The sequence below is a fragment of the Streptomyces sp. NPDC046931 genome, assembly GCF_040644655.1.
Taxonomy (GTDB): domain Bacteria; phylum Actinomycetota; class Actinomycetes; order Streptomycetales; family Streptomycetaceae; genus Streptomyces.
The window spans coordinates 121,333-143,754 of the sequence record NZ_JBEYWX010000007.1 but is presented as its reverse complement, the minus strand read 5'-3'; the positions used below and the strand labels follow the sequence as shown (position 1 = coordinate 143,754).

At 72.4% G+C, this 22,422-nt stretch carries 22 protein-coding genes and 1 riboswitch; of the genes, 16 read left to right on the top strand and 6 right to left on the bottom strand.

Features of this window, described 5'->3' with window-relative positions; translation table 11 throughout:
• Window positions 1–23 precede the first annotated feature (23 nt).
• From ABZ876_RS15920 to ABZ876_RS15880, 9 genes are all read left to right on the top strand, one after another.
• Window positions 24–443 carry an alpha/beta hydrolase gene (locus ABZ876_RS15920; RefSeq protein WP_361780291.1) on the top strand — a complete coding sequence of 140 codons (420 nt, stop codon included), beginning with the start codon at window positions 24–26 and terminating at the stop codon, window positions 441–443.
• A 127-nt stretch (window positions 444–570) separates the two neighbouring features.
• Window positions 571–640: riboswitch (cobalamin riboswitch) on the top strand.
• Between the two features lie 139 nt (window positions 641–779).
• Window positions 780–2,015, top strand: coding sequence for a prenyltransferase/squalene oxidase repeat-containing protein (locus ABZ876_RS15915; RefSeq protein ID WP_361780288.1), 1,236 nt, complete (start codon window positions 780–782; stop codon window positions 2,013–2,015).
• A 50-nt stretch (window positions 2,016–2,065) separates the two neighbouring features.
• Complete coding sequence (locus ABZ876_RS15910) at window positions 2,066–2,713, top strand: SCO2322 family protein (protein WP_361780681.1); 648 nt, start codon at window positions 2,066–2,068, stop codon at window positions 2,711–2,713.
• Window positions 2,714–2,718: 5 nt separating this feature from the next.
• On the top strand, window positions 2,719–3,807 hold the full coding sequence (locus tag ABZ876_RS15905) for a CbiQ family ECF transporter T component (protein ID WP_361780285.1): 1,089 nt from the start codon (window positions 2,719–2,721) through the stop codon (window positions 3,805–3,807).
• Window positions 3,804–5,543, top strand: coding sequence for an ATP-binding cassette domain-containing protein (locus ABZ876_RS15900; RefSeq protein ID WP_361780282.1), 1,740 nt, complete (start codon window positions 3,804–3,806; stop codon window positions 5,541–5,543). The genes ABZ876_RS15905 and ABZ876_RS15900 overlap by 4 nt, the downstream gene beginning before the upstream one ends.
• Complete coding sequence (locus tag ABZ876_RS15895) at window positions 5,540–6,463, top strand: ECF transporter S component (protein ID WP_361780279.1); 924 nt, start codon at window positions 5,540–5,542, stop codon at window positions 6,461–6,463. The genes ABZ876_RS15900 and ABZ876_RS15895 overlap by 4 nt, the downstream gene beginning before the upstream one ends.
• A 112-nt stretch (window positions 6,464–6,575) precedes the next feature.
• Entirely contained in the window at window positions 6,576–7,514 is a 939-nt protein-coding gene (locus ABZ876_RS15890) for a CHRD domain-containing protein (RefSeq protein WP_361780276.1), read from the top strand.
• Between the two features lie 304 nt (window positions 7,515–7,818).
• Complete coding sequence (locus ABZ876_RS15885; protein ID WP_361780678.1) at window positions 7,819–8,316, top strand: DoxX family membrane protein; 498 nt, start codon at window positions 7,819–7,821, stop codon at window positions 8,314–8,316.
• Between the two features lie 423 nt (window positions 8,317–8,739).
• The gene (locus ABZ876_RS15880; protein WP_361780273.1) at window positions 8,740–9,156 is read left to right on the top strand and encodes a transglycosylase SLT domain-containing protein; all 417 of its coding nucleotides are present in this window, start codon (window positions 8,740–8,742) and stop codon (window positions 9,154–9,156) included.
• A 75-nt stretch (window positions 9,157–9,231) separates the two neighbouring features.
• Here the strand turns inward: ABZ876_RS15880 and ABZ876_RS15875 are convergent, their stop codons facing one another.
• Window positions 9,232–9,654, bottom strand: coding sequence for an ATP-binding protein (locus tag ABZ876_RS15875; protein WP_361780270.1), 423 nt, complete (start codon window positions 9,652–9,654; stop codon window positions 9,232–9,234).
• 92 nt (window positions 9,655–9,746) lie between these two features.
• On the opposite strand from ABZ876_RS15875, the gene ABZ876_RS15870 reads away from it, so the two are divergent.
• Together ABZ876_RS15870 and ABZ876_RS15865 are read left to right on the top strand one after the other, a co-directional pair.
• Window positions 9,747–10,595 carry a helix-turn-helix transcriptional regulator gene (locus ABZ876_RS15870; protein WP_361780267.1) on the top strand — a complete coding sequence of 283 codons (849 nt, stop codon included), beginning with the start codon at window positions 9,747–9,749 and terminating at the stop codon, window positions 10,593–10,595.
• Window positions 10,555–10,830, top strand: a complete 276-nt coding sequence (locus ABZ876_RS15865) for a DUF397 domain-containing protein (protein WP_361780264.1) — start codon at window positions 10,555–10,557, stop codon at window positions 10,828–10,830. Before ABZ876_RS15870 ends, ABZ876_RS15865 begins: the two co-directional genes overlap by 41 nt.
• A gap of 44 nt (window positions 10,831–10,874) precedes the next feature.
• Here ABZ876_RS15865 and ABZ876_RS15860 read toward each other — a convergent pair whose 3' ends face one another.
• On the bottom strand, window positions 10,875–12,044 hold the full coding sequence (locus ABZ876_RS15860) for a steroid 3-ketoacyl-CoA thiolase (RefSeq protein ID WP_361780262.1): 1,170 nt from the start codon (window positions 12,042–12,044) through the stop codon (window positions 10,875–10,877).
• A 258-nt stretch (window positions 12,045–12,302) separates the two neighbouring features.
• Here ABZ876_RS15860 and ABZ876_RS15855 point away from each other — a divergent pair, with 258 nt between their 5' ends.
• Both ABZ876_RS15855 and ABZ876_RS15850 read left to right on the top strand, forming a co-directional pair.
• Window positions 12,303–13,538 (top strand): cytochrome P450, encoded by a 1,236-nt coding sequence (locus tag ABZ876_RS15855; protein ID WP_361780259.1) that lies wholly within the window; start codon window positions 12,303–12,305, stop codon window positions 13,536–13,538.
• A gap of 221 nt (window positions 13,539–13,759) precedes the next feature.
• The gene (locus tag ABZ876_RS15850) at window positions 13,760–15,385 is read left to right on the top strand and encodes a glycosyltransferase family 87 protein (protein WP_361780257.1); all 1,626 of its coding nucleotides are present in this window, start codon (window positions 13,760–13,762) and stop codon (window positions 15,383–15,385) included.
• Here ABZ876_RS15850 and ABZ876_RS15845 read toward each other — a convergent pair.
• Window positions 15,342–17,393, bottom strand: a complete 2,052-nt coding sequence (locus tag ABZ876_RS15845; RefSeq protein ID WP_361780254.1) for a bifunctional glycosyltransferase 87/phosphatase PAP2 family protein — start codon at window positions 17,391–17,393, stop codon at window positions 15,342–15,344. The two genes, ABZ876_RS15850 and ABZ876_RS15845, sit on opposite strands and share 44 nt — an antisense overlap.
• Window positions 17,394–17,796: 403 nt before the next feature.
• Between ABZ876_RS15845 and proP the strand changes: the two genes are divergently transcribed.
• Together proP and ABZ876_RS15835 are read left to right on the top strand one after the other, a co-directional pair.
• The gene (proP, locus tag ABZ876_RS15840) at window positions 17,797–19,134 is read left to right on the top strand and encodes a glycine betaine/L-proline transporter ProP (RefSeq protein WP_361780251.1); all 1,338 of its coding nucleotides are present in this window, start codon (window positions 17,797–17,799) and stop codon (window positions 19,132–19,134) included.
• Window positions 19,135–19,327: 193 nt separating this feature from the next.
• Window positions 19,328–20,002, top strand: a complete 675-nt coding sequence (locus ABZ876_RS15835) for an O-methyltransferase (protein WP_361780248.1) — start codon at window positions 19,328–19,330, stop codon at window positions 20,000–20,002.
• Window positions 20,003–20,024: 22 nt separating this feature from the next.
• Here the strand turns inward: ABZ876_RS15835 and ABZ876_RS15830 are convergent, their stop codons facing one another.
• Window positions 20,025–20,429, bottom strand: coding sequence for a hypothetical protein (locus ABZ876_RS15830; RefSeq protein WP_361780245.1), 405 nt, complete (start codon window positions 20,427–20,429; stop codon window positions 20,025–20,027).
• A 118-nt stretch (window positions 20,430–20,547) separates the two neighbouring features.
• Between ABZ876_RS15830 and ABZ876_RS15825 the strand changes: the two genes are divergently transcribed.
• Complete coding sequence (locus tag ABZ876_RS15825) at window positions 20,548–20,976, top strand: DUF1992 domain-containing protein (RefSeq protein WP_361780242.1); 429 nt, start codon at window positions 20,548–20,550, stop codon at window positions 20,974–20,976.
• A 38-nt stretch (window positions 20,977–21,014) separates the two neighbouring features.
• On the opposite strand, the gene ABZ876_RS15820 is transcribed toward ABZ876_RS15825, so the two are convergent.
• Window positions 21,015–21,665 (bottom strand): hypothetical protein, encoded by a 651-nt coding sequence (locus ABZ876_RS15820; protein ID WP_361780239.1) that lies wholly within the window; start codon window positions 21,663–21,665, stop codon window positions 21,015–21,017.
• 5 nt (window positions 21,666–21,670) lie between these two features.
• Window positions 21,671–22,348, bottom strand: a complete 678-nt coding sequence (locus tag ABZ876_RS15815; protein ID WP_361780236.1) for a hypothetical protein — start codon at window positions 22,346–22,348, stop codon at window positions 21,671–21,673.
• Window positions 22,349–22,422: the final 74 nt, after the last annotated feature.

Below are 22,422 nucleotides of genomic sequence, written 5' to 3'. Positions count from 1 at the left end.
TGGTGCGGGAGGACACCGAGCCAATGGCCATGCTCCCCGAGCCGGACCGGCTCCCCGGCTGGCCGAGCGAGGACGACATCGCCGCCCACGCCGCCGAGTTCGCCGAGTTCGCCGAGTTCGCTGAGGTCGCTGAGGTCGCCGAGGTCGCCGAGGTCGCCGCGAGCGGCTTCACCGGCCCGCTCGACTGGTACCGCAACCTGGACCGCAACCGGGCGCTGACCGCCGCGTTCGACGGCGCCCGGATCACCCCTCCGGCGCTGTTCATCGGCGGGGACAAGGGCCTCGACGTCGCCGTCGCCGGGCCGGACCTGGAGACGCGGATGCGCGCCGTGGTACCGGACCTCCGGGACGTGGTGATGCTGCGCGACACCGGCCACTGGATCGCCGAGGAACGTCCCGAGGAGGTCAACGCCCACCTCATCGGCTTCCTCACGTCCCTCTGACCTGGGGCCCGCCGGGGCAGCCGCGCACGGCCCCGGCCGGAGTCCGCCGGAGGCCTTGCGCAGGGGCCTTCCAGGCCCCCTTCTACCGGCGGGTACAGTAGCCGGGTCGTACTCACACCCGTACGGGGGGAAGCCGGTGCAAATCCGGCGCTGACCCGCAACCGTGAGCCGCCTCGCAGGCGGTGAGCCGGAACACCGCGTACGGGACGTGACCGGCTCACGCGCACCGGCGGCCCGCCGGTGCACGGCACCGTCGAGGTCTACGGAGCCGAGCCGCCCGGGGATGCCCCGTGCCGCCCTGCTCCCGGACACCAAGGGAGAGGCACCCCCCCGATCATGATCGTTCGCCGCAGCGCAGCGGTGCTGGCCGCCATAGCCGTCCTCGGCGGGGCCCCCGCCACGGCAGCCACCGCCACCGCCCCCTCCCCCTCCGCCTCGCCCTCCCTGCCGCACGGCCTCTACGGCACCGCGGACCCCACGTACGACGGCGTATGGCGTCAGTCGCTCGCCCTGTTCGCCCAGCACACGGCCGGTGTGCGGCCCGCCGCCGCTGCGGTGGACTGGCTGACGGGACAGCAGTGCGACAACGGCGCCTTCGCCCCGTACCGCGCGCAGCCGACCGCGAAGTGCGACGCCAAGACGCCCGTCGACACCAACAACACCGCGGCGGCCGTGCAGGCCCTGGCCGCGCTCGGTGGCCACGGCAGCGCGACCGGCAAGGCGCTGACCTGGCTTGAGTCCGTGCAGAACAAGGACGGTGGCTGGGGCTACACCGCGGGTGGCGCGAGCGACGCGAACTCGACGTCCGTCGTGATCGGTGCGCTCTCGGCGGCGGGGCAGCGGCCCGAGGATGTACGCAAGGACGGCAAGTCCCCGTACGACGCGCTGCTGAAGCTCGCGCTGCCCTGCGGCGGCGACGGGGCGGGCGCCTTCGCCTACCAGCCCGACGACAAGGGTGCGCTCACCGCCAACGCCGACGCCACGGCGGCGGCCGTGACCGGCGCGCTGGGCAAGGGGCTCGCCGGGGAGAAGGCTCCGGCGGAGGGCACGGCCCCGGCGTGCGGGAAGGCGACCGATGCGCGCCAGGCCGCGCACAACGGCGCCGCGTACCTCCTCAAGGCCCTGGCCAAGGACCAGCACCTCATCTCGGCGCTGCCCGGTGCCAAGGACCAGCCGGACTTCGGCAACACGGCGGACGCGGTGGTCGCCCTCGCCACCATCGGCCAGGGCGAGCGGGCGGCCGGCGCCCTGCACTGGCTGGAGACCCACTCCGGGCCGTGGGCACGGCAGAGCGGCCCGGCGGCGTACGCCCAGCTGATCCTCGCCGCGCACGCGACGGGCACCGACCCGCGCCACTTCGGCGGTTCCGACCTGGTCACCGCGCTGAACGCGACGGGCCCGGCGCCGCAGGCGGCCGCCACGGCCCAGAAGACCGGCAAGACCGAGAAGTCCGGCAAGAAGACGGACTCGGGTTCCGGCTTCGGCGTGTGGTGGATCGTCGGCGTCTTCCTGGTCGCCGGCATCGGCATCGGCTTCCTGCTCAGCGGGCGCGGCAAGCGGCAGCAGCCGTGACCCGCGTCCGCGCGGGCGCCCCGCTCCCGACCGCACCGCTCCTGCTGCTGATGGTGGTGGTGTGCGTGCTGCTCGGGAGCGCGGGCCCGGCCCAGGCCGTCGGCTACCGCTACTGGTCCTTCTGGGAGCGGAACGGCAGTGCCTGGACGTACGCCACCCAGGGCCCGTCGACCAGCCGCCCCTCCGACGGGGATGTGCAGGGCTTCCGGTTCGCGGTGAGCGAGGACTCGGCGGACGCCACGAAGCCGCGCGGCGGCGCGGACTTCGCGACGATCTGCGCCGGGACCCCGGCGCGGGGCGGCGACAAGCGCGTGGCCCTGGTCCTCGACTTCGGTACGGCGGCGGACGCGCCCTCCGGCGAGACCCCGCCGGCCCCGCGAACGGCCTGCGCCCGCGTGCCCGGCGACGCGACGACGGCGGACGCGCTCGCCGCGGTCGCGGATCCCCTGCGCTACGACACCAACGCCCTGCTGTGCGCGATCGCGGGCTATCCGGGCAAGGGCTGCGGCGAGCAGGTGACGACGGGCCGGGAGACGGGGAAGGAACAGGGCCCGGCCAAGAGCACGGCCCGCAAGGAGCAGGCGCCGGCGAAGAGCGCGGCGGACCACGGCCCGTCCGTGGGCGTCCTCGCGGGCGTGGCCGCCGTGGCCGCGCTGGGCGGCGCGGCGCTGTGGCAGGCGCGCCGCCGCAGGGGCTGACGGCGGTGGCGTCCCGTCCCGGCCGCGGCCGGCCTGCCGTGCACCCGGGCGCCTGGTGGCTGTGGGCCCTCGGTCTCGCCACCGCCGCCACCCGCACCACCAACCCGCTTCTGCTGGCCCTCCTCGTCGCCGTGTCCGCCTATGTCGTGGCAGCCCGCCGCACCTGCGCCCCCTGGTCCCGCTCCTACTCCGCCTTCGCCAGGCTCGGCCTCGCCGTCATCGCCATCCGCCTGCTGTTCGCGGTGGTCCTGGGCTCCCCCATCCCCGGCACCCACACCGTCGTCACCCTCCCCGAGGTCCCGCTCCCGCACTGGGCGCAGGGGATCCGCCTCGGCGGCCGGGTCACCGCGGAGAGTCTCGTCTTCTCCCTGTACGACGGTCTGCGCCTGGCCACGCTGCTGGTCTGCGTGGGCGCCGCCAACGCCCTGGCGAACCCGGCCCGGCTGCTGAAGGCCCTCCCGGGCGCGCTGTACGAGGCGGGCGTGGCGGTCGTCGTCGCGCTCACCTTCGCCCCGCATCTCGTCGCCGACGTACGGCGGCTGCGGGCCGCGCGCCGGCTGCGCGGCCGGCCCGACCGGGGCCTGCGGGGTCTGCTCCAGGTCGGACTGCCCGTCCTGGAGGGCGCGTTGGAACGCTCGGTGGCGCTCGCCGCCGCCATGGACGCGCGCGGCTTCGGCCGCACCGCCGCCGTCCCGCCGGCCGTCCGCCGTACCACCACCGCCCTCACGCTGGGCGGGCTGCTCGGCGTCTGCGCGGGCACGTACGGACTGCTGACCGCGGAGGGAACCGCGTACGGGCTGCCCGTCCTGCTCGCCGGTCTCACCGCCGCCCTCGCCGGGCTGCGGCTGGGCGGCCGCCGCTCGCCGCGCACCCGCTACCGCCCGGACATCTGGGGCGCGCGGGCGTGGCTGGTCGCCGGCTCCGGGACCGCCGCGGCGGTGATCCCGGCCGTCTGCGCCGCCTACGACGCCGCCGCCCTGCATCCCGGCGTCGTCCCCCTGACCGCCCCGGCACTGCCGCTGCTCCCCGCGGCGGCGGTGCTGCTCGGTCTGCTGCCCGCGTTCGTCACCCCCGCCCCCGAGGAGGCCGCGTGATCCGCTTCGAGAAGGTCTCCGTGACGTACGACGGGACGGCCGAACCCGTGGTGCGGGACATCGACTTCGAGGTCCCGGAGGGCGAACTGGTGCTGCTCGTCGGCCCGTCCGGGGTCGGCAAGTCGACGGTGCTCGGCGCGGTGAGCGGGCTGGTCCCGCACTTCACCGGCGGCACCCTGCGCGGCCGGGTCACGGTGGCCGGGCGCGACACCCGTACGCACAAGCCGCGCGAACTCGCCGACGTGGTCGGCACGGTGGGGCAGGATCCGCTGTCCCACTTCGTGACGGACACCGTCGAGGACGAACTCGCCTATGGAATGGAGTCGTTGGGGCTCGCCCCCGAGGTGATGCGGCGGCGGGTCGAGGAGACCCTGGACCTGCTCGGGCTGGCGGGCCTGAGGGACCGGCCGATCGCCACCCTCTCCGGCGGTCAGCAGCAGCGGGTGGCGATCGGCTCGGTGCTCACCCCGCACCCTCAGGTCCTCGTCCTGGACGAGCCGACGTCCGCGCTGGACCCGGCGGCGGCCGAGGAGGTCCTCGCCGTGCTGCAACGGCTCGTCCACGACCTCGGCACGACGGTCCTGCTGGCCGAGCACAGGCTGGAGCGGGTCGTGCACTACGCCGACCGGGTCGTGCTCCTCCCGGCTCCGGGCGCCCGCCCGGTCCTCGGCACCCCGGCGGAGGTGATGGCGGTCTCCCCGGTCTATCCGCCGGTGGTGGGCCTCGGCCGGCTGGCGGGCTGGTCCCCGCTGCCCCTGACCGTCCGTGACGCCCGCCGCCGCGCGGGTGCCCTGCGTGAGCGGCTCGCGGGGGCGGTGCCCGGGCCGCGCGAGGCCGGCAGCCCGCGTCGGACCGTGCACCCCGATCCCGCACCCGTCCCCGCCCGGCGCCGCTTCCTGCGGCGGCGCACCCCGGCACCCGTCGTCGAGGAAGTCGAGGAAGTCGAGGAAACGGACACCCCTACGACGCCTGCGAAGCCCCTGCCCGCCGCGGTCGTCGAGTCCCTCGGCGTCCGTCGTGGCCGCGTCGAGGCACTGCGCCATGTCGACCTCACCGTCGGCCCGGGCGAGACCGTCGCCCTCATGGGCCGCAACGGTGCCGGGAAGTCCACGCTGCTCGCCTCGCTGGTCGGGCTGGTCGAACCGGCCCGTGGCCGTGTGCGGGTCGGCGGCGCGGTGCCGCACCGCACGGCACCGCGCGACCTGGTGCGCCGTGTGGGCCTCGTACCGCAGGAGCCTCGGGACCTGCTGTACGCGGACACGGTGGCGGCGGAGTGCGCGGCGGCCGACCGGGACGCCGGCGCCGCCGCGGGCAGCTGCCGGGCCCTGGTGTCCGAACTGCTGCCGGGCGTCGCGGACGACATCCACCCGAGGGACCTGTCGGAGGGGCAGCGGCTGGCGCTCGCGCTCGCCGTCGTGCTCACCGCGCGGCCCCCGCTGCTGCTCCTGGACGAGCCGACGCGCGGTCTCGACTACGCGGCGAAGGCCCGTCTGGTGGCCGTGCTGCGCGGACTCGCCGCCGACGGCCACGCCCTCGTCCTGGCCACGCACGACGTGGAGCTGGCCGCCGAACTCGCGCACCGCGTGGTGATCCTCGCGGACGGCGGGGTCGTCGCCGACGGCCCCACCGCCGAGGTGGTCGTCGCCTCCCCGTCGTACGCGCCCCAGGTGGCGAAGGTCCTCGCCCCGCAGCGGTGGCTCACCGTCTCCCAGGTCCGGGGGGCGCTGTCGTCATGAGCCACCGTTCGCCGGATCCGGTCACGTCCGCCGAGCCGTCGGCCGTCACGGCCTCCGGACCACGAGCCGTCGCGGCCCCCCAGGCCCGTCCCGTGCGCCTAGGTCCCCGATCCGTCGCCGCTCTCCTCCTGGTGAGCGCGGTCGGTGCCGTGGGTTTCACCTGGCCTCTGTTCGCCGATCCCGCCTCGGGGCTGGGCGCGCACGCCCAGGACGCCCCCTGGCTCTTCGCCGGGCTGCTCGTTCTGCTCGTCGCCGTCGTGGCGGCGGCGGTCTCCGAGTCCGGACTGGGGCCGAAGGCCGTGGCCATGCTCGGTGTGCTCGCCGCGACCGGCGCCGCACTGCGCCCGATCGGCGCGGGTACCGCGGGCCTCGAGCCGATGTTCTTCCTGATGGTGCTGAGCGGGCGGGTGCTGGGGCCGGGCTTCGGGTTCGTGCTCGGCAACGTGACGATGTTCGCGTCCGCGCTGCTGACCGGCGGGGTCGGCCCCTGGATGCCGTTCCAGATGCTCGCCATGGGGTGGTTCACGCTGGGCGCGGGACTGCTGCCGGGGCCGAACGGTCTTCGAGGGCGGGGCGAGGTGGCGCTGCTCGCCGGGTACGGGTTCCTGGCCGCGTTCGCGTACGGCACGGTGATGAACCTGGCCGGCTGGCCCTTCATGGGGGCGCTCGCCTCGAACATCGCCTACGACCCGCACGCCCGTCTCGCCGCCAACCTCGCCCACTTCCTCGCGTACTGCCTGGCCACCTCCCTGGGCTGGGACCTGGGCCGTGCCGTCCTCACGGCCGTCCTCACCTGCTTCCTCGGCCCGGCCGTCCTCAAGGCACTGCGCCGGGCGACCCGCCGCGCGGCCTTCGAGAGCCCGGTGGCCTTCGACCCCCACCAGGACCCAGGCGGCACCGGCGCGGAGGCCGGCCTGTGATGCACGTCACGGATCCGGACCGAGTCCCATCCAAGTTCCATTCCGTACATATGCCCGGAAGCCGACGCAGGGGGCGTCGGCTGAAATAGGGGGAGACAAAAGAATCATGGGAATGAACGGGATGCTCCCGGCACGCCGTCGGAGCCTGACCATCGCCGCGGTAGCGGTGGCCGCCGCCGGCGGCATCGCCGCCACAGTGATCCCGGCCCACGCCACCACGGGCCACACCGGCAAGGACACGACCATCCTCGCCGCGAGCCTGCGGGGCGCCAACGAGGTGCCCGTCGCGGGCGGGCCGGCCGTCGGGGACAAGGACGGCGCCGCGCTCGAGTTCATCAAGGTCCGGGGCGACAAGGTGTCCGTCGCCGTGACCTGGCGCCACACCGGCAGGCCGACCTCGCTCCACATCCACCAGGGCGCCAAGGGCACCAACGGCGGCGTCGAAGTCGACTTCGGCAAGCTGCTGGGCAAGACCAAGGGCCACACCGTCACCGGCACCGTGAAGGTGAACGACCCGGCCCTGCTCGAGAAGCTCACCACCGACCCCGGTTCGTTCTACGCCAACCTGCACACCGCCGAGTTCCCGGGCGGCGCCGTCCGCGGCCAGCTCCACAAGGTCACCACGGCCGTCCCGTTCCACAGCGCGGCGCACAGCTTCCAGGCGTCCGTGGTCAAGGGCGTGCAGATCTACGAGTGCAAGCCGGCCGCCGGCGGCGGCTACGCCTTCGCCCAGCGAGACGTGAACGCTCTGCTCGGCGGCGCCATCCGGCACTCCTTCGTCAAGCCCGGCTCCGGCACACCGCAATGGGTCGCACCGGACGGCAGCGCCGTCACGGGTGCCCTGATCGGCAAGACACCCAACGGCGACGGCAACATCCCCGAGCTCGACCTCAAGGCCACCGGGTCGGGCAAGCACCGGGGACTGCTCGCCGCCACCACGGAGATCCTGCGGCTGAACACCGTCGGCGGAGTCGCCCCCGCCGGCTCCTGCACCCCGGGTTCGATCGCCGGAGTGCCTTACCAGGCGGACTACGTCTTCGTACAGCGCTGACATCCGCCGTCGCCGGGGCCGGGGTCTCCCGGCCCCGGCGACGGACGGACGACGGCTGCCCGGGAGCGCCGCAAGGGATCGAGGGACGGCAGCGGTGGGCCGACGGCGTCGACCACTGGAAGCCGGCCAGGCGCAGGGCAAGCTCGTCCTGACGGTTCAGGGGCACCCGGGGCCGAGGTGCACGACCGGGACTTCTGCGAAAAGCTGGAGTGAGCGCCCGTCACGGCGTATCCACCGGAGCACTCAGATGGCGAAGAGCGACTCGAACCGGCCGTCGGCTCCCACGAAACCGGCAGCGCACCGCATGCCACGGCCGCAGTCATGGGCCGGTGACTGGGGGCTTCTGCTCCTCAGGCTGACCTTCGGACTGCTGATGGCCGCGCACGGCTCCCAGAAGCTCTTCGGGATCTTCGGGGGCAAGGGCCTGACGGCCACCGGCCAGGCGTTCGCCGGCCTCGGCTTCCGTCCGGGCAAGGTCTTCGCCGTGATCGGTGGCCTCTCCGAGTTCCTCGGCGGCCTCGGTCTGGCGCTCGGACTGCTCACCCCCCTCGCGGCCGCCGCCCTGATCGGCGTGATGATCAACGCCATGGTGACCGTCACCGCAGCCAACGGCCTGTGGGAGACGGAAGGCGGTGTGGAGTACAGCGTCTGCATCGCCGTCGCGGCCCTCGCCGTCGCCGCCATCGGTCCGGGCCGTCTGTCCGTCGACCGGTTCTTCCCCTGGGGCAGGGGTGGCTGGACCTCGGCCGCCGTCGCCCTGGGCCTCGGCGGTATCGCCTCCGCGATCACGCTGAGCCTCTGAGAGCCCTCCCCCGCGTGCGACGCCGGTCACATCGCGCTCCCCTCTCGTGCGACCCAGCTCACACTGTCCGGTTTCTCCCTGTATAAGCACTATCGACCATCCGCCACGCAAACCGTGACGAGCCCCACGTGACCACCGTCACCTACGGCCCGAGGCCGTAGCCCCGCACCCGGCCATGAACTCGTCAATTGGCCGCCTGACCTGGGGATTGAGAGCCACGTCACACAGGACACCTTTGCCGCGAATGCGACCACAACTAGTAAAAGGGGGCATTGCGGACGAGTTCTCCGCCTGCTTCTCTGGATGACGTCGCAGGGCGCCACGAACCCACCCGGGTCGCGGCGCCGGCGTATGCCCCCCACCGCCTCCGTGTGGTTCCGGCATGTGTGCGACGCCCATGTCCCCAACGAAAAAGGTTTCTCTGTGTCCGTCTCCTTCATCCGCCGCATCGCCAACCCGAAGAAGGCCGTCGCCGCCACCGCCCTCGCCGCCGCCGCGGCAGGCCTGGCCATGACCTCGGCGCCCGCTCAGGCCGCCACCCCCACCTCGGCCTCCAACGCGAAGGCGATCGCGCACCAGATGATCCCGGACGCCACGCAGTTCGAAGCGTTCAACAAGATCGTCACCCATGAGAGCGGCTGGAACGTCCACGCCACCAACGCCTCCTCCGGCGCCTACGGCCTGGTCCAGGCTCTGCCGGGCTCCAAGATGGCGGCCGCCGGTGCCGACTGGAAGACCAACCCGGCCACCCAGATCAAGTGGGGCCTGAACTACATGAACTCCCGCTACGGCAGCCCCGCCGCCGCGTGGAACTTCTGGTCCACCCACCACTGGTACTGACAGGCCTGACGCTGTGACTGCGAAGGCGGTGACCCCCATCCCGGGGTCGCCGCCTTCGGCGCGTGCGCACGCGCCTCAGCGGGGCGCCAGGCACTCGAACCAGACGGTCTTGCCGCCCGAGGGTTCCGGTTCCACACCCCACTTGTCGACCACCGCGTCCAGTAAGACGAGCCCCCGGCCGCCCTCCGCGTCCTCGGGCATCTCACGCCGGGCCGACGGAAGCCCGGCGAACCCGTCGGTCACCTCCACCCGGACGCCTGCCGCCCGCCGCTGCACCAGCAGCGCGCACCGCCGGTCCGGAACATGCCGTACGACGTTGGCGACCAGCTCGCTCACGGCCAGCTCCGCGGCGTCGGCCAGCTCGGCCATCTCCCACTCGTGCAGGAACGAACGGATGACGCGCCGGATGTGCCGCGCCGAGTGCTCGCCGACGGTCAGGCGCATGCGGTAGCGGGTGGGGCGGGGGTCCAGCAGGGCGGGGGGAATGTAGTCGTTCACGGTGCAAGGCTGACCTGCCGCGACTACGCTGCGCTACAGATGGGATACAACCGGTGCCGCAGTGGGCCGAGTTGTGCGAGAGGGGGCTGTACGTGACCCACATCAACGTCCTCGACCCGGGCGCCTCACCGCTCGACTACTACGGGTTCGAGCTGCGCCGCCACCGGGAGGCCGCGGGGCTGACCCAGAGGCAGCTCGGGGACGTCATCAACTACACCGGTTCACTGGTGGGCCAGATCGAAACGGCCAGAAAGCTGCCGACACCGGAGTTCAGCGAACGGGTGGATGCGGCGTTGGGGACGGGTGGGCTGCTTTCGCGGCTGGTCGGGCTGGTGATGCGGAGTCAGTTACCGGCTTGGTTTCAACAGACGGCGGAGTTGGAGGCGCGGGCCACCGAGATCTACACCTTCCAGATGGGCATGGTCCATGGTCTGCTCCAAACCGCTGCGTACGTGCGCGGCACACTCGGCGCGCTCGACCGGACCGACCTCGACGACCGCACCACGGTACGGCTGGCCCGGCAGCGCATCTTCGAGAAGGAGGAGCCGCCGGTCCTCTGGATGGTCCTCAGTGAGGCCGCCCTGTACCAGGAGATCGGCGGGCCCAAGACCATGCGAGGCCAGCTGGCCCGTCTGTTGTCCTTCGACGACAACCCCCGGATCAACATCCAAGTGCTGCCGTTCTCAGCTGGAGCCCACGCCGGGCTGACAGGCTCGTTCAACCTCTACCGCTTCGTGAGCGATCCGACCATCGTCTACACCGAGAGCTACGGCAGCGGGCATCCGACCGCGAATCCGGACACCGTCAGGGACTGCTCGCTCCGTTACGATCATCTGCAGGCCGCCGCGCTGTCCCTGAAGGACTCGGCGGAGCTGATCCGGCGCGTGATGGAGGAACGTTATGGAGAGCAACGCGGCTCTGACGGGGATCCAGTGGCGTAAGTCCAGTTACAGCAGCGACCAAGGCGGCGATTGCGTGGAGTGCGCACCACTCGGCGGCCTCACGTGGCGTAAGTCCAGCTACAGCAGCGACCAAGGCGGCGAGTGCGTAGAGATCGCCGAAGCCCCCTGCGCCACCGTAGCCGTACGCGACTCCAAGACCCCCACGGGCCCGATGCTCGCCTTCCCGCCCGCCGCGTTCACCACGTTCGTCGAGTGGGCGTCAGCCGCGAGCTGACGCCCGGTCCGGGGCCGCCCGTCCGGGCCCGAATCCGCCAATCGCTACAGCCGTTGGATGATCGTGCCGGTGGCCAGGCCGCCGCCCGCGCACATTGTGATGAGGGCGAACTCCTTGTCGGCGCGCTCCAGTTCGTGCAGGGCCGTCGTGATGAGCCGCGCCCCCGTCGCCCCCACCGGGTGCCCGAGTGCGATCGCGCCGCCGTTCACGTTGACCTTCTCCAGGTCCTGGTCGAAGACCTGCGCCCAGCTCAGCACCACCGATGCGAACGCCTCGTTGATCTCCACGAGGTCGATGTCCGTGAGCGACATCCCGGCCTTGCCCAGCACCGCCTTCGTCGCGTCGATCGGGCCGTCGAGGTGGAAGTGCGGGTCCGCGCCCACCAGCGCCTGCGCCACGATCCGTGCCCGGGGCTTCAGCTTCAGGGCGCGCGCCATCCGCTTCGACGCCCACATGAGCGCGGCCGCGCCGTCCGAGATCTGCGAGGAGTTGCCCGCCGTGTGCACCGCCGTCGGCATGATCGGCTTGAGCCCGGCCAGCGCCTCCATCGAGGTGTCCCGCAGTCCCTCGTCCCGATCGACCAGCCGCCACATGCCCTGACCGGCCCGCTGCTCCTCCTCGGTCGTCGGCACCTGCACCGCGAACGTCTCGCGCTTGAACCGCTCCTCGGACCAGGCGACCGCGGCGCGCTCCTGGGAGATCAGCCCGAGCGCGTCGACGTTCTCCCGGGCGAGCCCGCGGTGCCGGGCGATCCGCTCGGCCGCCTCGAACTGGTTCGGCAGGTCCACGTTCCACTCCTCCGGGAACGGCTTGCCCGGGCCGTGCTTGGATCCGGAGCCGAGCGGCACCCGCGACATGGCCTCGACGCCGCAGCTGATCCCGACGTCGATGACGCCCGCCGCGACCATGTTGGCGACCATGTGCGCGGCCTGCTGGGAGGAGCCGCACTGGCAGTCGACGGTCGTCGCCGCGGTCTCGTACGGCAGCCCGACGGCCAGCCACGCGGTGCGCGCGGGGTTCATGGACTGCTCCCCGGCGTGTGTCACCGTGCCGCCGACGATCTGCTCGACGCAGTCGGCGGGGATGCCGGTGCGGCCGAGGAGTTCGCGATAGGTCTCGCCCAGGAGGTAGGCGGGGTGCAGATGGGCGAGCGCGCCGCCGCGCTTGCCGATGGGGGTGCGAACGGCTTCGACGATCACGGGTTCCGCGGCCATGGGGGGCTCGTCCTCTCCTCGGTCACCCGCGCGGCGCGGGCGTCCCGGCCCACCCGCCACGCAGAACTAGTACGCGTTCTAGTTCTCCTTGCAGTCTGCTGACCCGGCCGTCAAGGCCGCAAGGGTCGTGCAGTCCCCGAAGTCGTGATCTGCACGAGTTTCGTGCGCAATTGGGCCTGCTGGACCCCTTGCGGCTTGTAGAACCCGTTACTACCTTCACGACAATTCCTGATGGGCCGTCAGAATGGTGGGAGTCCCATGCCCTGTCCCGCGCTGCCCGACGGGTTCGACTTCACCGACCCGGACGTGCTGCACCACCGTGTGCCCCTGCCGGAGTTCGCCGAGCTGCGCCGCACCGAACCGGTCCACTGGATCCCCCAGCCACGCGGTGTGGCCGGTTTCGCGGACGAGGGCTACTGGGCCGTCACCCGGCACGCGGACGTCAAGTACGTCTCCACGCATCCGGAGCTCTTCTCCTCCTGCCTTAACACGGCGATCATCCGCTTCAACGAGCACATCCGGCGCGAGGCGATCGACGCCCAGCGGTTCATCCTGCTGAACATGGACCCACCCGAGCACACCCGGGTCCGCCAGATCGTGCAGCGCGGCTTCACGCCGCGGGCCATCCGCGCGCTGGAGGACCGGCTCCGGGCCAGGGCGCAGGCCATCGTGGAGCAGGCCCGCGCGCACCGGGGCCCCTTCGACTTCGTCACCCAGGTCGCCTGCGAGCTGCCGCTCCAGGCCATCGCCGAGCTGATCGGCGTCCCGCAGGAGGACCGGGCGAAAATCTTCGACTGGTCGAACCGGATGATCGCGTACGACGACCCGGAGTACGCCATCACCGAACAGGTCGGCGCCGAGTCGGCCACGGAGATCATCGCGTACGCGATGAACATGGCCGCCGAGCGCAAGCGGTGCCCGGCCGAGGACATCGTGACCACGCTGGTGGCCGCCGAGGACGAGGGCAATCTCGGCCCCGACGAGTTCGGCTTCTTCGTCCTGATGCTCGCCGTCGCGGGCAACGAGACGACCCGCAACGCCATCACGCACGGGATGCACGCCTTCCTCACCCATCCCGGGCAGTGGGACCTCTACCGGCGGGAGCGCCCGTCGACCGCCGCGGAGGAGATCGTCCGCTGGGCGACCCCGGTGGTCTCCTTCCAGCGCACCGCCACCCAGGACACCGAACTGGGCGGCAAGCGGATCAGAAGGGGAGACCGGATCGGCCTCTTCTACTCCTCGGCCAACCACGACCCCGAGGTCTTCGACGACCCGGACGTCTTCGACATCACCCGCGACCCCAATCCGCATCTCGGGTTCGGCGGCGGAGGCCCGCACTACTGCCTCGGCAAGTCCCTGGCCGTGCTGGAGATCAACCTCATCTTCGGCGCGATAGCCGACACCATGCCCGGCATAGCGCCGGTGGGCGACCCGCGCCGGCTGCGCTCCGCCTGGATCAACGGGGTGAAGGAGCTAGAGGTGACCGCGGGCTGACAGACGCGGGCCGCCGGCCTCCCGGCGCCGCCGGCCCGTCCCGTGGGAGGCAGGGGCAGTCCCCTACGCCCCGCCCCTGCCTCCTTCACGTCCCGTACGCCACATCAGCACCCGTACGGGTGAGCGTCCTTCTTCCGTTCCGCGTCTTCTGCGGGGCACAGTCGTCCTGCCGGCGCCGCAGTCGCCGAATACGCCGCACGGAACGAACGGAACACGCACCCGTGATCCCTGCCGAACTCGCACCGGTCCGGCCAAAGGACACGGCCGCCTTCCGGAACCGGCGCCCGGGGGCGTTCCGGGCGCGCCACCGGATCCCGCTCCTCGCCACACTCCCCACCCTGCCGCTGTACGCGGTGTGGTGGCTGCTCCTCGCCACCGGCGGAGGCGACCTCGCGGCGCAGGAGGCATGGGCCGGGTTCGCGGACCGGCACGGCGGATCGGCGTACAGCCTCTTCTGGTACGGCGGGATGCACACCGCCAGCTACAGCCTGATCTCCCCGTATCTGATGGCGGCTCTCGGCGTGCGCACGGTCACCGTGGTCTCCGGGGTGGCCGCCTCCTGGCTGGCCGCGGTGCTGCTCGTGCGCGCCGGGGTGCGGCGGCCGGCCGGTCCGGCGCTGCTGGCCTCGCTGGCCCTGTGGTGCGACGTGGCTTCGGGCCGCACCACGTTCGCGCTGGGTGTCGCCTTCGGGCTGGCGGGCTGTGTCCTGCTGGCCGGGCAGCGGCGGCTGGTGTCCGCGGCGGTGTGCGCGGCGCTCGCGACCATGGCGAGCCCGGTGGCCGGTCTGTTCCTGGCGGTGGTCGGGGCCGGCTTCCTGTGCGTACGGGACTGGGGGCGGGCCGCGGTGCTGCTGGTGCCGCCGTTCGCGGTGGTCGCCACGACGACCCTGCTGTTCCCCTTCACCGGCGAGCAGCCGATGTCGGCGGACCGCGTCTGGCAGCCGGCGCTGCTGGGGCTGGCCGTGGCGGCGTCGGCCCCGCGCCGCTGGCGGGTCGCACGCCATGGCGCGGTCGTGTACGCGGCCGGGACCGTGCTCGTGTATCTGGTCCCCTCCCCGATCGGGACGAACGTCGAGCGGTTCGCGGAGCTGTTCGGGCCGGCGGCGCTGCTCGCGGTGCTGCTGACCGCGCCCCGGCTGCGGAGGCCCCGGCGGGTGCTGCTGGTCGCGGCACTGGTCTTCTCCGTCACCTGGGTGGGCCGTAAGACCGTCGACGATCTGCGGGTCTCCACCGCGGTGCCGGCCTGGGCCGCGGACGCCGACGGGGTGCTACGTGCGCTGGAGGGGCTCGGCGCGGACCGCACCCGGGTCGAGGCGGTCCCCGCGCGCAACCACCGCGAGGCCACCGCCCTCGCCCCCCACGTGAATCTGGCGCGCGGCTGGAACCGGCAGCTCGACATGGAGCGCGGCCGTCTCTTCTACGACGGCACGTTCTCGGCGGGGGCCTACCGCCGGTGGCTGGACCGCTGGGGGGTCGGGTTCGTCGTCCTGCCGCCGGGCAAGCCGGACGGATACGCCAAGGACGAGGCGCGGCTCGTGCGCGAGCACCGTCCGGCCTGGCTGGAGCCGGTGTGGCAGGACGCGCACTGGAGGGTGTACCGGGTGCGGGACGCCGTACCGCTGGTGACTGCGCCCGCGACCGTCCTGCGCACGACGAGCGCCGAGATGGATGTGCGGGTGGCGCGGCCCGGCTCGGTGACCGTGCGGGTCGCCTACTCGCCGTGGCTGCACACCGACGGCGGCTGCCTCGCCCGGGACGGCGAGTTCACGCGGCTGACGGTCACCACCGCGGGCACCTACCGGCTCAGCTCGGAGTACGGGCCTTCACCGGAACAGGGGCGCTGCTGATCTCTTCGGTGACGTCGTCCGCCGCCCGGGCGCGCGGCCCCTGGAGCAGAGAGGCGAGCCCGAAACCGGCGCCGACGACGACCGCGCCGCCGACCGCGTCCAGCACCCAGTGGTTGCCGGTCGCCACGATCGCGGAGGCCGTGAGGAGGGGGTGCAGCAGGGCGAGGACCTTCATCCACCACTTGGGTGCGAGGACCGCGACGGTGAGCCCGCACCACAGCGACCAGCCGAAGTGCAGCGAGGGCATCGCCGCGTACTGGTTGGTGACCGCGGTCAGCGCACCGTAGTCCGGCTTGGAGAAGTCCTGGACTCCGTGCACGGTGTCGACGATGCCGAGGTGCGGCATCAGTCGCGGCGGGGCCAGCGGGTAGAGCCAGAAACCGGCCAGCGCGACCAGGGTGGTGAACCCGAGCACCGAGCGCCCCCACCGGTAGTCGCCCGGACGGCGCCGGTAGAGCACGGCGAGCACGGTCAGCGGGACCAGGAAGTGGAAGGATTCGTAATAGAAGTCGAAGAAGCCGCGCAGCCAGCCGATGTTGACGACGGCGTGATTGACCCCGCGCTCGACGTCGAGACGGAGGAATCGCTCGAGTCCGAGGATCTGGTCGCCGTGGCGTTCGGCGGTGGCCCGCCCCGCCGTGTTGTCGTCGCCGGTCGCCGCGAGCCGGACCCGGGAGTAGGCGGCGTAGGTGACCCGGATCAGGAGCAGTTCCAGCAGCAGATTGGGCCGGGTGAGGACCCGGCGCAGGAACGGCAGGAGCGGGACGTGCCGCGGCCGGGCGGGAAGGGACGGCGCGTACCGCGTGGGAACGGGGGACCGGTAGTAGGGGGAGGTGCGGGACAGGAACGGTACGAAGGTGGCGGCGGCAAGGGCGGCCAGCAGCACCAGGTTGTCGCGGAGCGGCTCGGCCACCGTCATGTTCGGCAGCATCATCCTCGCGGGCAGCGTCATCACCAGGACGACGGCGACCGGCCAGACATACCGGTCCGAGGCCCTCGCGCCGACCCGGCCGACGACCGCGAGCAGCACCCACAGCAGCTGGTGCTGCCAGCTGGTGGGCGAGACGGCGACCGCGACGCACCCGGTGACCGCGACGGCGAGCAGCAGCTGCCCGTCCCGTGCGTACCGGACGGCGCGGCGCAGCCCGAGGGCCGCGACGACGGCGCCCAGGACGAAGAACAGGCCGATCTCCAGCGGTCCGGACAGGCCCAGCCTGAGCAGGGCGCCGTGCAGGGACTGGTTGGTGTGGTCGTCGGCCTTGCCGCCCAGACCGGTGCCGGCCAGGTGGTGCACCCAGTAGGTGTACGAGTCGTACGGCATCGCGGCCCAGGCGAGCAGGGTGCACACGGCGAAGGTGCCGACGGTGGAGGCGGCGGCGCGACGGCGGCCGGTGAACCAGAGCAGGGGCGCGAACACCAGCACGGTCGGCTGGAGCGCGGCGCCGAGGCCGATCAGCAGTCCTCCGGTCCGCTCCCCGCGCACCACGAAGCAGCCGAGCAGGACCAGCAGGACCGGGATGATGCTGGTCTGGCCGAGAGAGAGGGTGTTGCGCACGGGCAGCGACAGCATCAAGAGGCTGATCGCGACGGGCGCGGCGAGCAGCGAGCTGCGCCGGGTCACCGGCTGGGGCAGGGCGCGGGCTGCGATCAGGCCGAGCGCGACGACCAGGAGCAGCGTGCCGAACGTCCAGCTCCAGCCGAGGGCCTGCTGGGCCGACCGGGTGAGGGACTTCAGGACGAGTCCGGCCAACGGCGTACCGGTGAACCGCGTCGAGTCGTACAGCGGAGCCTTCACATGCAGGACACCGTTCGGCCCGACCCAGGTCTCCAGGACCGTCAGCCGCTCGCCCCGGGGGGTGCCCACGACGACGGCGACCTGCCGTACCGCGAGGACCGCGGCGATCAGCCAGAGGCCCACGCGGGCGGCTCTCAGCCGTGCCTTCGTCTCCTGAGGGGTCCCCGTCCCGAAGCCACCGGCCACCTGCCCGCTGTGCTCCACGTTCGCCACGTACGGTCGACCCTCCGCCCCATTCGTCCCGTGCGTCCCATGTGCATGACGCAGGCAACCCGCTCTTCATCTGAAGTCCGCCCGGATCTTGTCCGCCCGACGGCAGTGGGCGGACGACTTCGGTTCCCTTCTCCGTGTGCGAGATGGATCACATCGACGGGGGCGGCCCACCGTTCGTGACCGCGCCGTCGTCCCTGGATATACCGCATTTGGTTACGCCATGGGTTCAACCAGCCACATCACGTAAAGGCGACAAGTGCCCCTATGGTCGCTTTTTCAACCCGTCCCTGCGGCAGGCCACCGGTCCTGCCGCGCATCGGCGGGCCCTGTCCTTGTCCCCGTCGAAAGGCAGGCGAGCGGAATCTTGCCGACCGTCGCACCACCCACCGCATCCGTCGCACCCGTGTCCCCGGCCCCTCCAGGGCCAACCGTCACCGACCCCGCGCTGGTCAGGCGCGCCGTGAAGGCCGCCGCGCTCGGCAACGCGATGGAGTGGTTCGACTTCGGCGTCTACAGCTACATCGCGGTGACGCTGGGCAAGGTCTTCTTCCCGTCCGGCAACGCCACCGCGCAGCTGCTGTCGACCTTCGGCGCCTTCGCCGCCGCCTTCCTGGTCCGCCCGCTCGGCGGCATGGTCTTCGGTCCGCTCGGCGACCGGATCGGGCGGCAGAAGGTGCTCGCCCTCACCATGATCATGATGGCGGTGGGCACGTTCGCGATCGGCCTGATCCCGTCGTACGCGGTGATCGGCGTCGGCGCGCCGGTCCTGCTGCTGGCGGCCCGCCTGGTCCAGGGCTTCTCGACCGGTGGTGAGTACGCGGGCGCCTCCACGTTCATCGCGGAGTACGCGCCGGACAAGAAGCGCGGCTTCCTCGGCAGCTGGCTGGAGTTCGGCACGCTCGCCGGTTACATCGGCGGCGCGGGCCTGGTCACCCTGATGACGGCGCTGCTGTCCTCCGAGGACCTGGTCGCCTGGGGCTGGCGCGTCCCGTTCCTGATCGCGGGCCCGATGGGCATCATCGGCCTGTACCTGCGGATGCGCATGGAGGAGACCCCGGCGTTCGCGGCGGAGGTGAAGAAGGCCGAGGCGGACCGCCCCAAGGTGCCGCTGCGCGAGATGATCACGGGCCAGTGGAAGGCGCTGCTGCTGTGCATGGGCCTGGTGCTCGTCTTCAACGTCACCGACTACATGCTGCTGTCGTACATGCCGAGTTACCTCACCAGCGAGCTGAAGTACGACGAGACCCACGGGCTGCTGGTGGTGCTCGGCGTGATGGCGCTGATGATGGTGGTGCAGCCGTTCGCGGGCGCGCTGACGGACCGGATCGGCCGCCGTCCGGTGATCGCCGTGGGCTGTGCGGGCTTCCTGTCGCTGTCGATCCCGGCGCTGCTGCTGATCCGTCAGGGCAGCCTGCTCGCGGTCGCGCTCGGCATGGGCGCGCTGGGGCTGCTGCTGGTCTGCTTCACGGCGGCGATGCCCGCCGCGCTCCCCGCCCTCTTCCCGACCCGGGTCCGCTACGGCTCGCTCTCGATCGGCTTCAACGTCTCCGTGTCCCTGTTCGGCGGCACGACCCCGCTGGTGGTGACGGCGCTGATCGGCGCGACCGGGAACATGATGATGCCCGCCTACTACATGATGGCGGCGGCCGTGATCGGCGGTGCCTCGGTGTGGTTCATGACGGAGTCGGCGGGCCGTCCGCTGCCGGGTTCGGCGCCCTCGGTGGAGCGCGCGGACCACTGACCCGGATCCGGCGGGGGACGCCGGGGCCGTCTCGCCCCGAGGGCGACCGCGGCCCCGGCGCTCCCGTTCCTCCCTCGATCGGCTGACTTCCCGTCCCGTCGCCGTAGATCCGCTGACAGCACATCCCGCCCCGGCTATCTTCGTTAGGGTGGCTAGTTAGAGCGCCTAACCAGATCCGGGAAAGGGACGGTGCATGAGCACAGCGCAAGAGCTCTGGGACGACGTCGACGCGTACTTCACCAGCCTCCTCGCCCCCGCCGACGAGGCACTTTCCGCGACCCTGCGGGACAGCGAGGCGTCCGGGCTCCCGCCCATCAACGTCGCGCCGAACCAGGGCAAACTGCTCCAGCTCTTCGCCCGGATCCAGGGTGCGCGCCGCATCCTGGAGATCGGCACACTCGGCGGCTACAGCACGATCTGGCTGGGCCGCGCACTGCCCGCGGACGGCCGGCTGATCACTCTGGAGTACGACGCCAAGCACGCGGAGGTCGCCCGCCGCAACCTGGCCCGGGCAGGCCTGGGCAAGATCACCGAGGTCCGCGTCGGCCCGGCGCTGGAGTCGCTGCCGAAGCTGGCGGAGGAGCGCCAGGACCCGTTCGACCTCGTCTTCATCGACGCGGACAAGGCCAACAACGCGCACTACGTCGAGTGGGCCGTCAAGCTGACCCGCCCCGGCAGCCTGATCGTCGTCGACAACGTGGTGCGGGGCGGCCGGGTCACCGAAGCGGACAGCGACGACCCGAGCGTGCGGGGCACCCGGGCCGCGCTCGAACTGATCGCCACCCACCCCAAGCTGGACGGGACGGCGGTACAGACGGTGGGCAGCAAGGGACACGACGGGTTCGCGCTGGCGCGCGTCGTGGACTGACGGCGGCCGGCCCAGGCCCTGTCTACGCCGCGTGTGCCTCGTGGTAGAAACCCACGTTCACGCTGCGCGGAGCGGTGCGGTCCCGGATGACCAACTCGCCCGAGGCACCGCGCGGAAGCCTGACCGCACCGCCGTAGGGCAGGGCCTGGGCCGGCTGTCCCGCCAGGGTCAGCACCACCTCGGAGGACGGCTCGGCCAGGGAGCCGCGCAGCCAGCCCACCTGCCAGTCACCCTCCGGACCGCACAGGAACTCGAGGTGGACGCGCGAGACGAACAGCCAGTCGTCCGGGGTCACCAGCCGGCACACGGACGTGTCCCGGCCCACCCGCAGCACGGACCCCGGGTCGCTGGGCGCGTCGGCCATCATCATGCCGGCCGTCGCCCCGGCGTCCGCCGCGGAGACCGAGGCCATGGTGAGTTCGAGCACGTGCGCTCCTCCTGGGTGCGGCGGTTCAAGTGTCCTGCGGGCGAGCCCGGTTGGCGTCCGCGGCCGAATGATAATTCGCCCGATCGCCGCGTCGGGTGACGTCCGGCACAATGGACCCATGACCGAGCGCAAGCCACCCGGCGTCAGCTTCGAGTCTTTTGTCGACAAACAGATCCGCGACGCCCAGGAACGCGGGGAGTTCGCGAACCTCCCCGGTGCGGGCCGGCCCTCGGCCTCGGTCTCCGAGACGGTCTATGACGAACTCTGGTGGATCAAGCGGAAGATGGTGCACGAGGGTCTGGCGGTCCTGCCTCCGACGCTGGCCCTGCGCAAGGAGGCCGAGGACACCCTGATCGCCGCCGTGGGGGCACCGTCCGAGCGGGTGGTACGACGCCTGATCGAGGACCTCAACGCCAAGATCCGCGACATGATGTTCAAACCGCCACCGGGCCCGCCGCTGGGCCTCAAGCCGTACGACGTCGAGGACGTCGTACGGCAGTGGCGCGAGCGCCGGGCGGGCGGGCATCCCGGCGCTCCCAGGCATTGAACGGCGGCCTCAGCCTCCTTCGGCCCGCGGCCGGCGACTCACAGACTCAGCAGCCGCTCGACGGTCACACGGTAGTCGCGCAGAGCGAGCCGCAGCTGTTCGGTGTCGGCGCCCGCGTGGGCGTCGTCGCCGGCGTCCTGCCACGACGCCTTCAGGGTCCGCCGACGCGAGGCCACGGCCTCCGAGAGCCGTGCGACGACCTCCTGCGCCACACGGTCCGCCTCCTCGACGGCGTCGCGCGGTTCGTCGACGAACTCACCGATGGCGTGCTGAAGGCGCTGCGCGAACCTGTCGCACTCCTCGCGCGGCAGCAGCCGGGCCTGTCCCTGCCCCGACTCCGCGCCCTCCCGGTATCCGGCCCCTGCGCCGCCTGTACCGGCGCCTTCCCGGTACCCGGCCCCCGCGCCGCCTGTACCGGCGTCCTCCCGGTAACCGGTGCCTTCGGGGCGCAGGCCGGCGGCCTCCCGATACGCCCGCTCGGATCGCATGTCGGCCTCCTCCCGGTACCCGAGTCCCGCCGGCCGCACATCCGCGGCCTCCAGGGGATCGGTCCCTTCCGGCCGTACGTCCTCGCGGCGCGCGAACCCCTCGGACCGCACGTCGGCGGAGTCCCGTCGCTCGACGCCCTCGGGCGGCATCTCGCCTTCCTTCCGGCGCTCGTCGCCCCCGCCCGCTGTCCGATCAGTCATCATCCTCAACTCCCCTTCGCATGCTGCCTGTGGAAGCCCCACGGAAGACGGGACTGTCCCTCGGTGCGGCCGACGGCGTGCTTGGGCGTGCCCGCCACCGCTCCGGCCCGCTGCCGGCGCGCGGGTTCGACGAGGTCATCGAAGAGCGCACGGGCCTCCAGCAGCGCCGCCCGCCTCTCCTCCGTGCCCGTGCGGCCGTCGGCGGCGCCGGTGACCGGGGTCTGGGCGGCCCGGTGCAGCCGCCGGTAGCCCTGGACATGGTCGGCGTAGTGCACGGACAGCGCGTCCAGCTGCTCCTCGTAGCGCCCGCCGTCGGGAAAGCCCAGCGCGCCCGCCAGCTCGGCGAGCAGCCGGTCCGCCTCGGCCACCGCATCCCCAGGGGAGTCGACGAAGCGTTCCTGGGCGGCCGTCCAGCGCGCCGCGTACCGCTCGCGCTCGGCCGGCTCCAGCGGCTGCTCCCGCAGCGAACCGTACTTCTCCAGGCGTGCGGCGAGTTCCCGTTCGGCGGCCTTGGCGTCGCCGTCGTGCCGGACCACGGCCCGCTCGTACTCGGGCCCGAAGCGGCGCTTGAGCCCCCGCCCGCCCATCACGCCGCGGACGCGCGGGGAGACGGCGGCCGCTCCCGCGACGACAGCCGCCACGATCACGATCACAATCAAAGCGATGATCAGTCCTGTGGACATGGTTGCCTTCCGGTTTCTCGGCCCGGCGGGCCGTCTTCCGCCCGGGTTGCCCGGAGGGCCGCCGCCAAACGAGC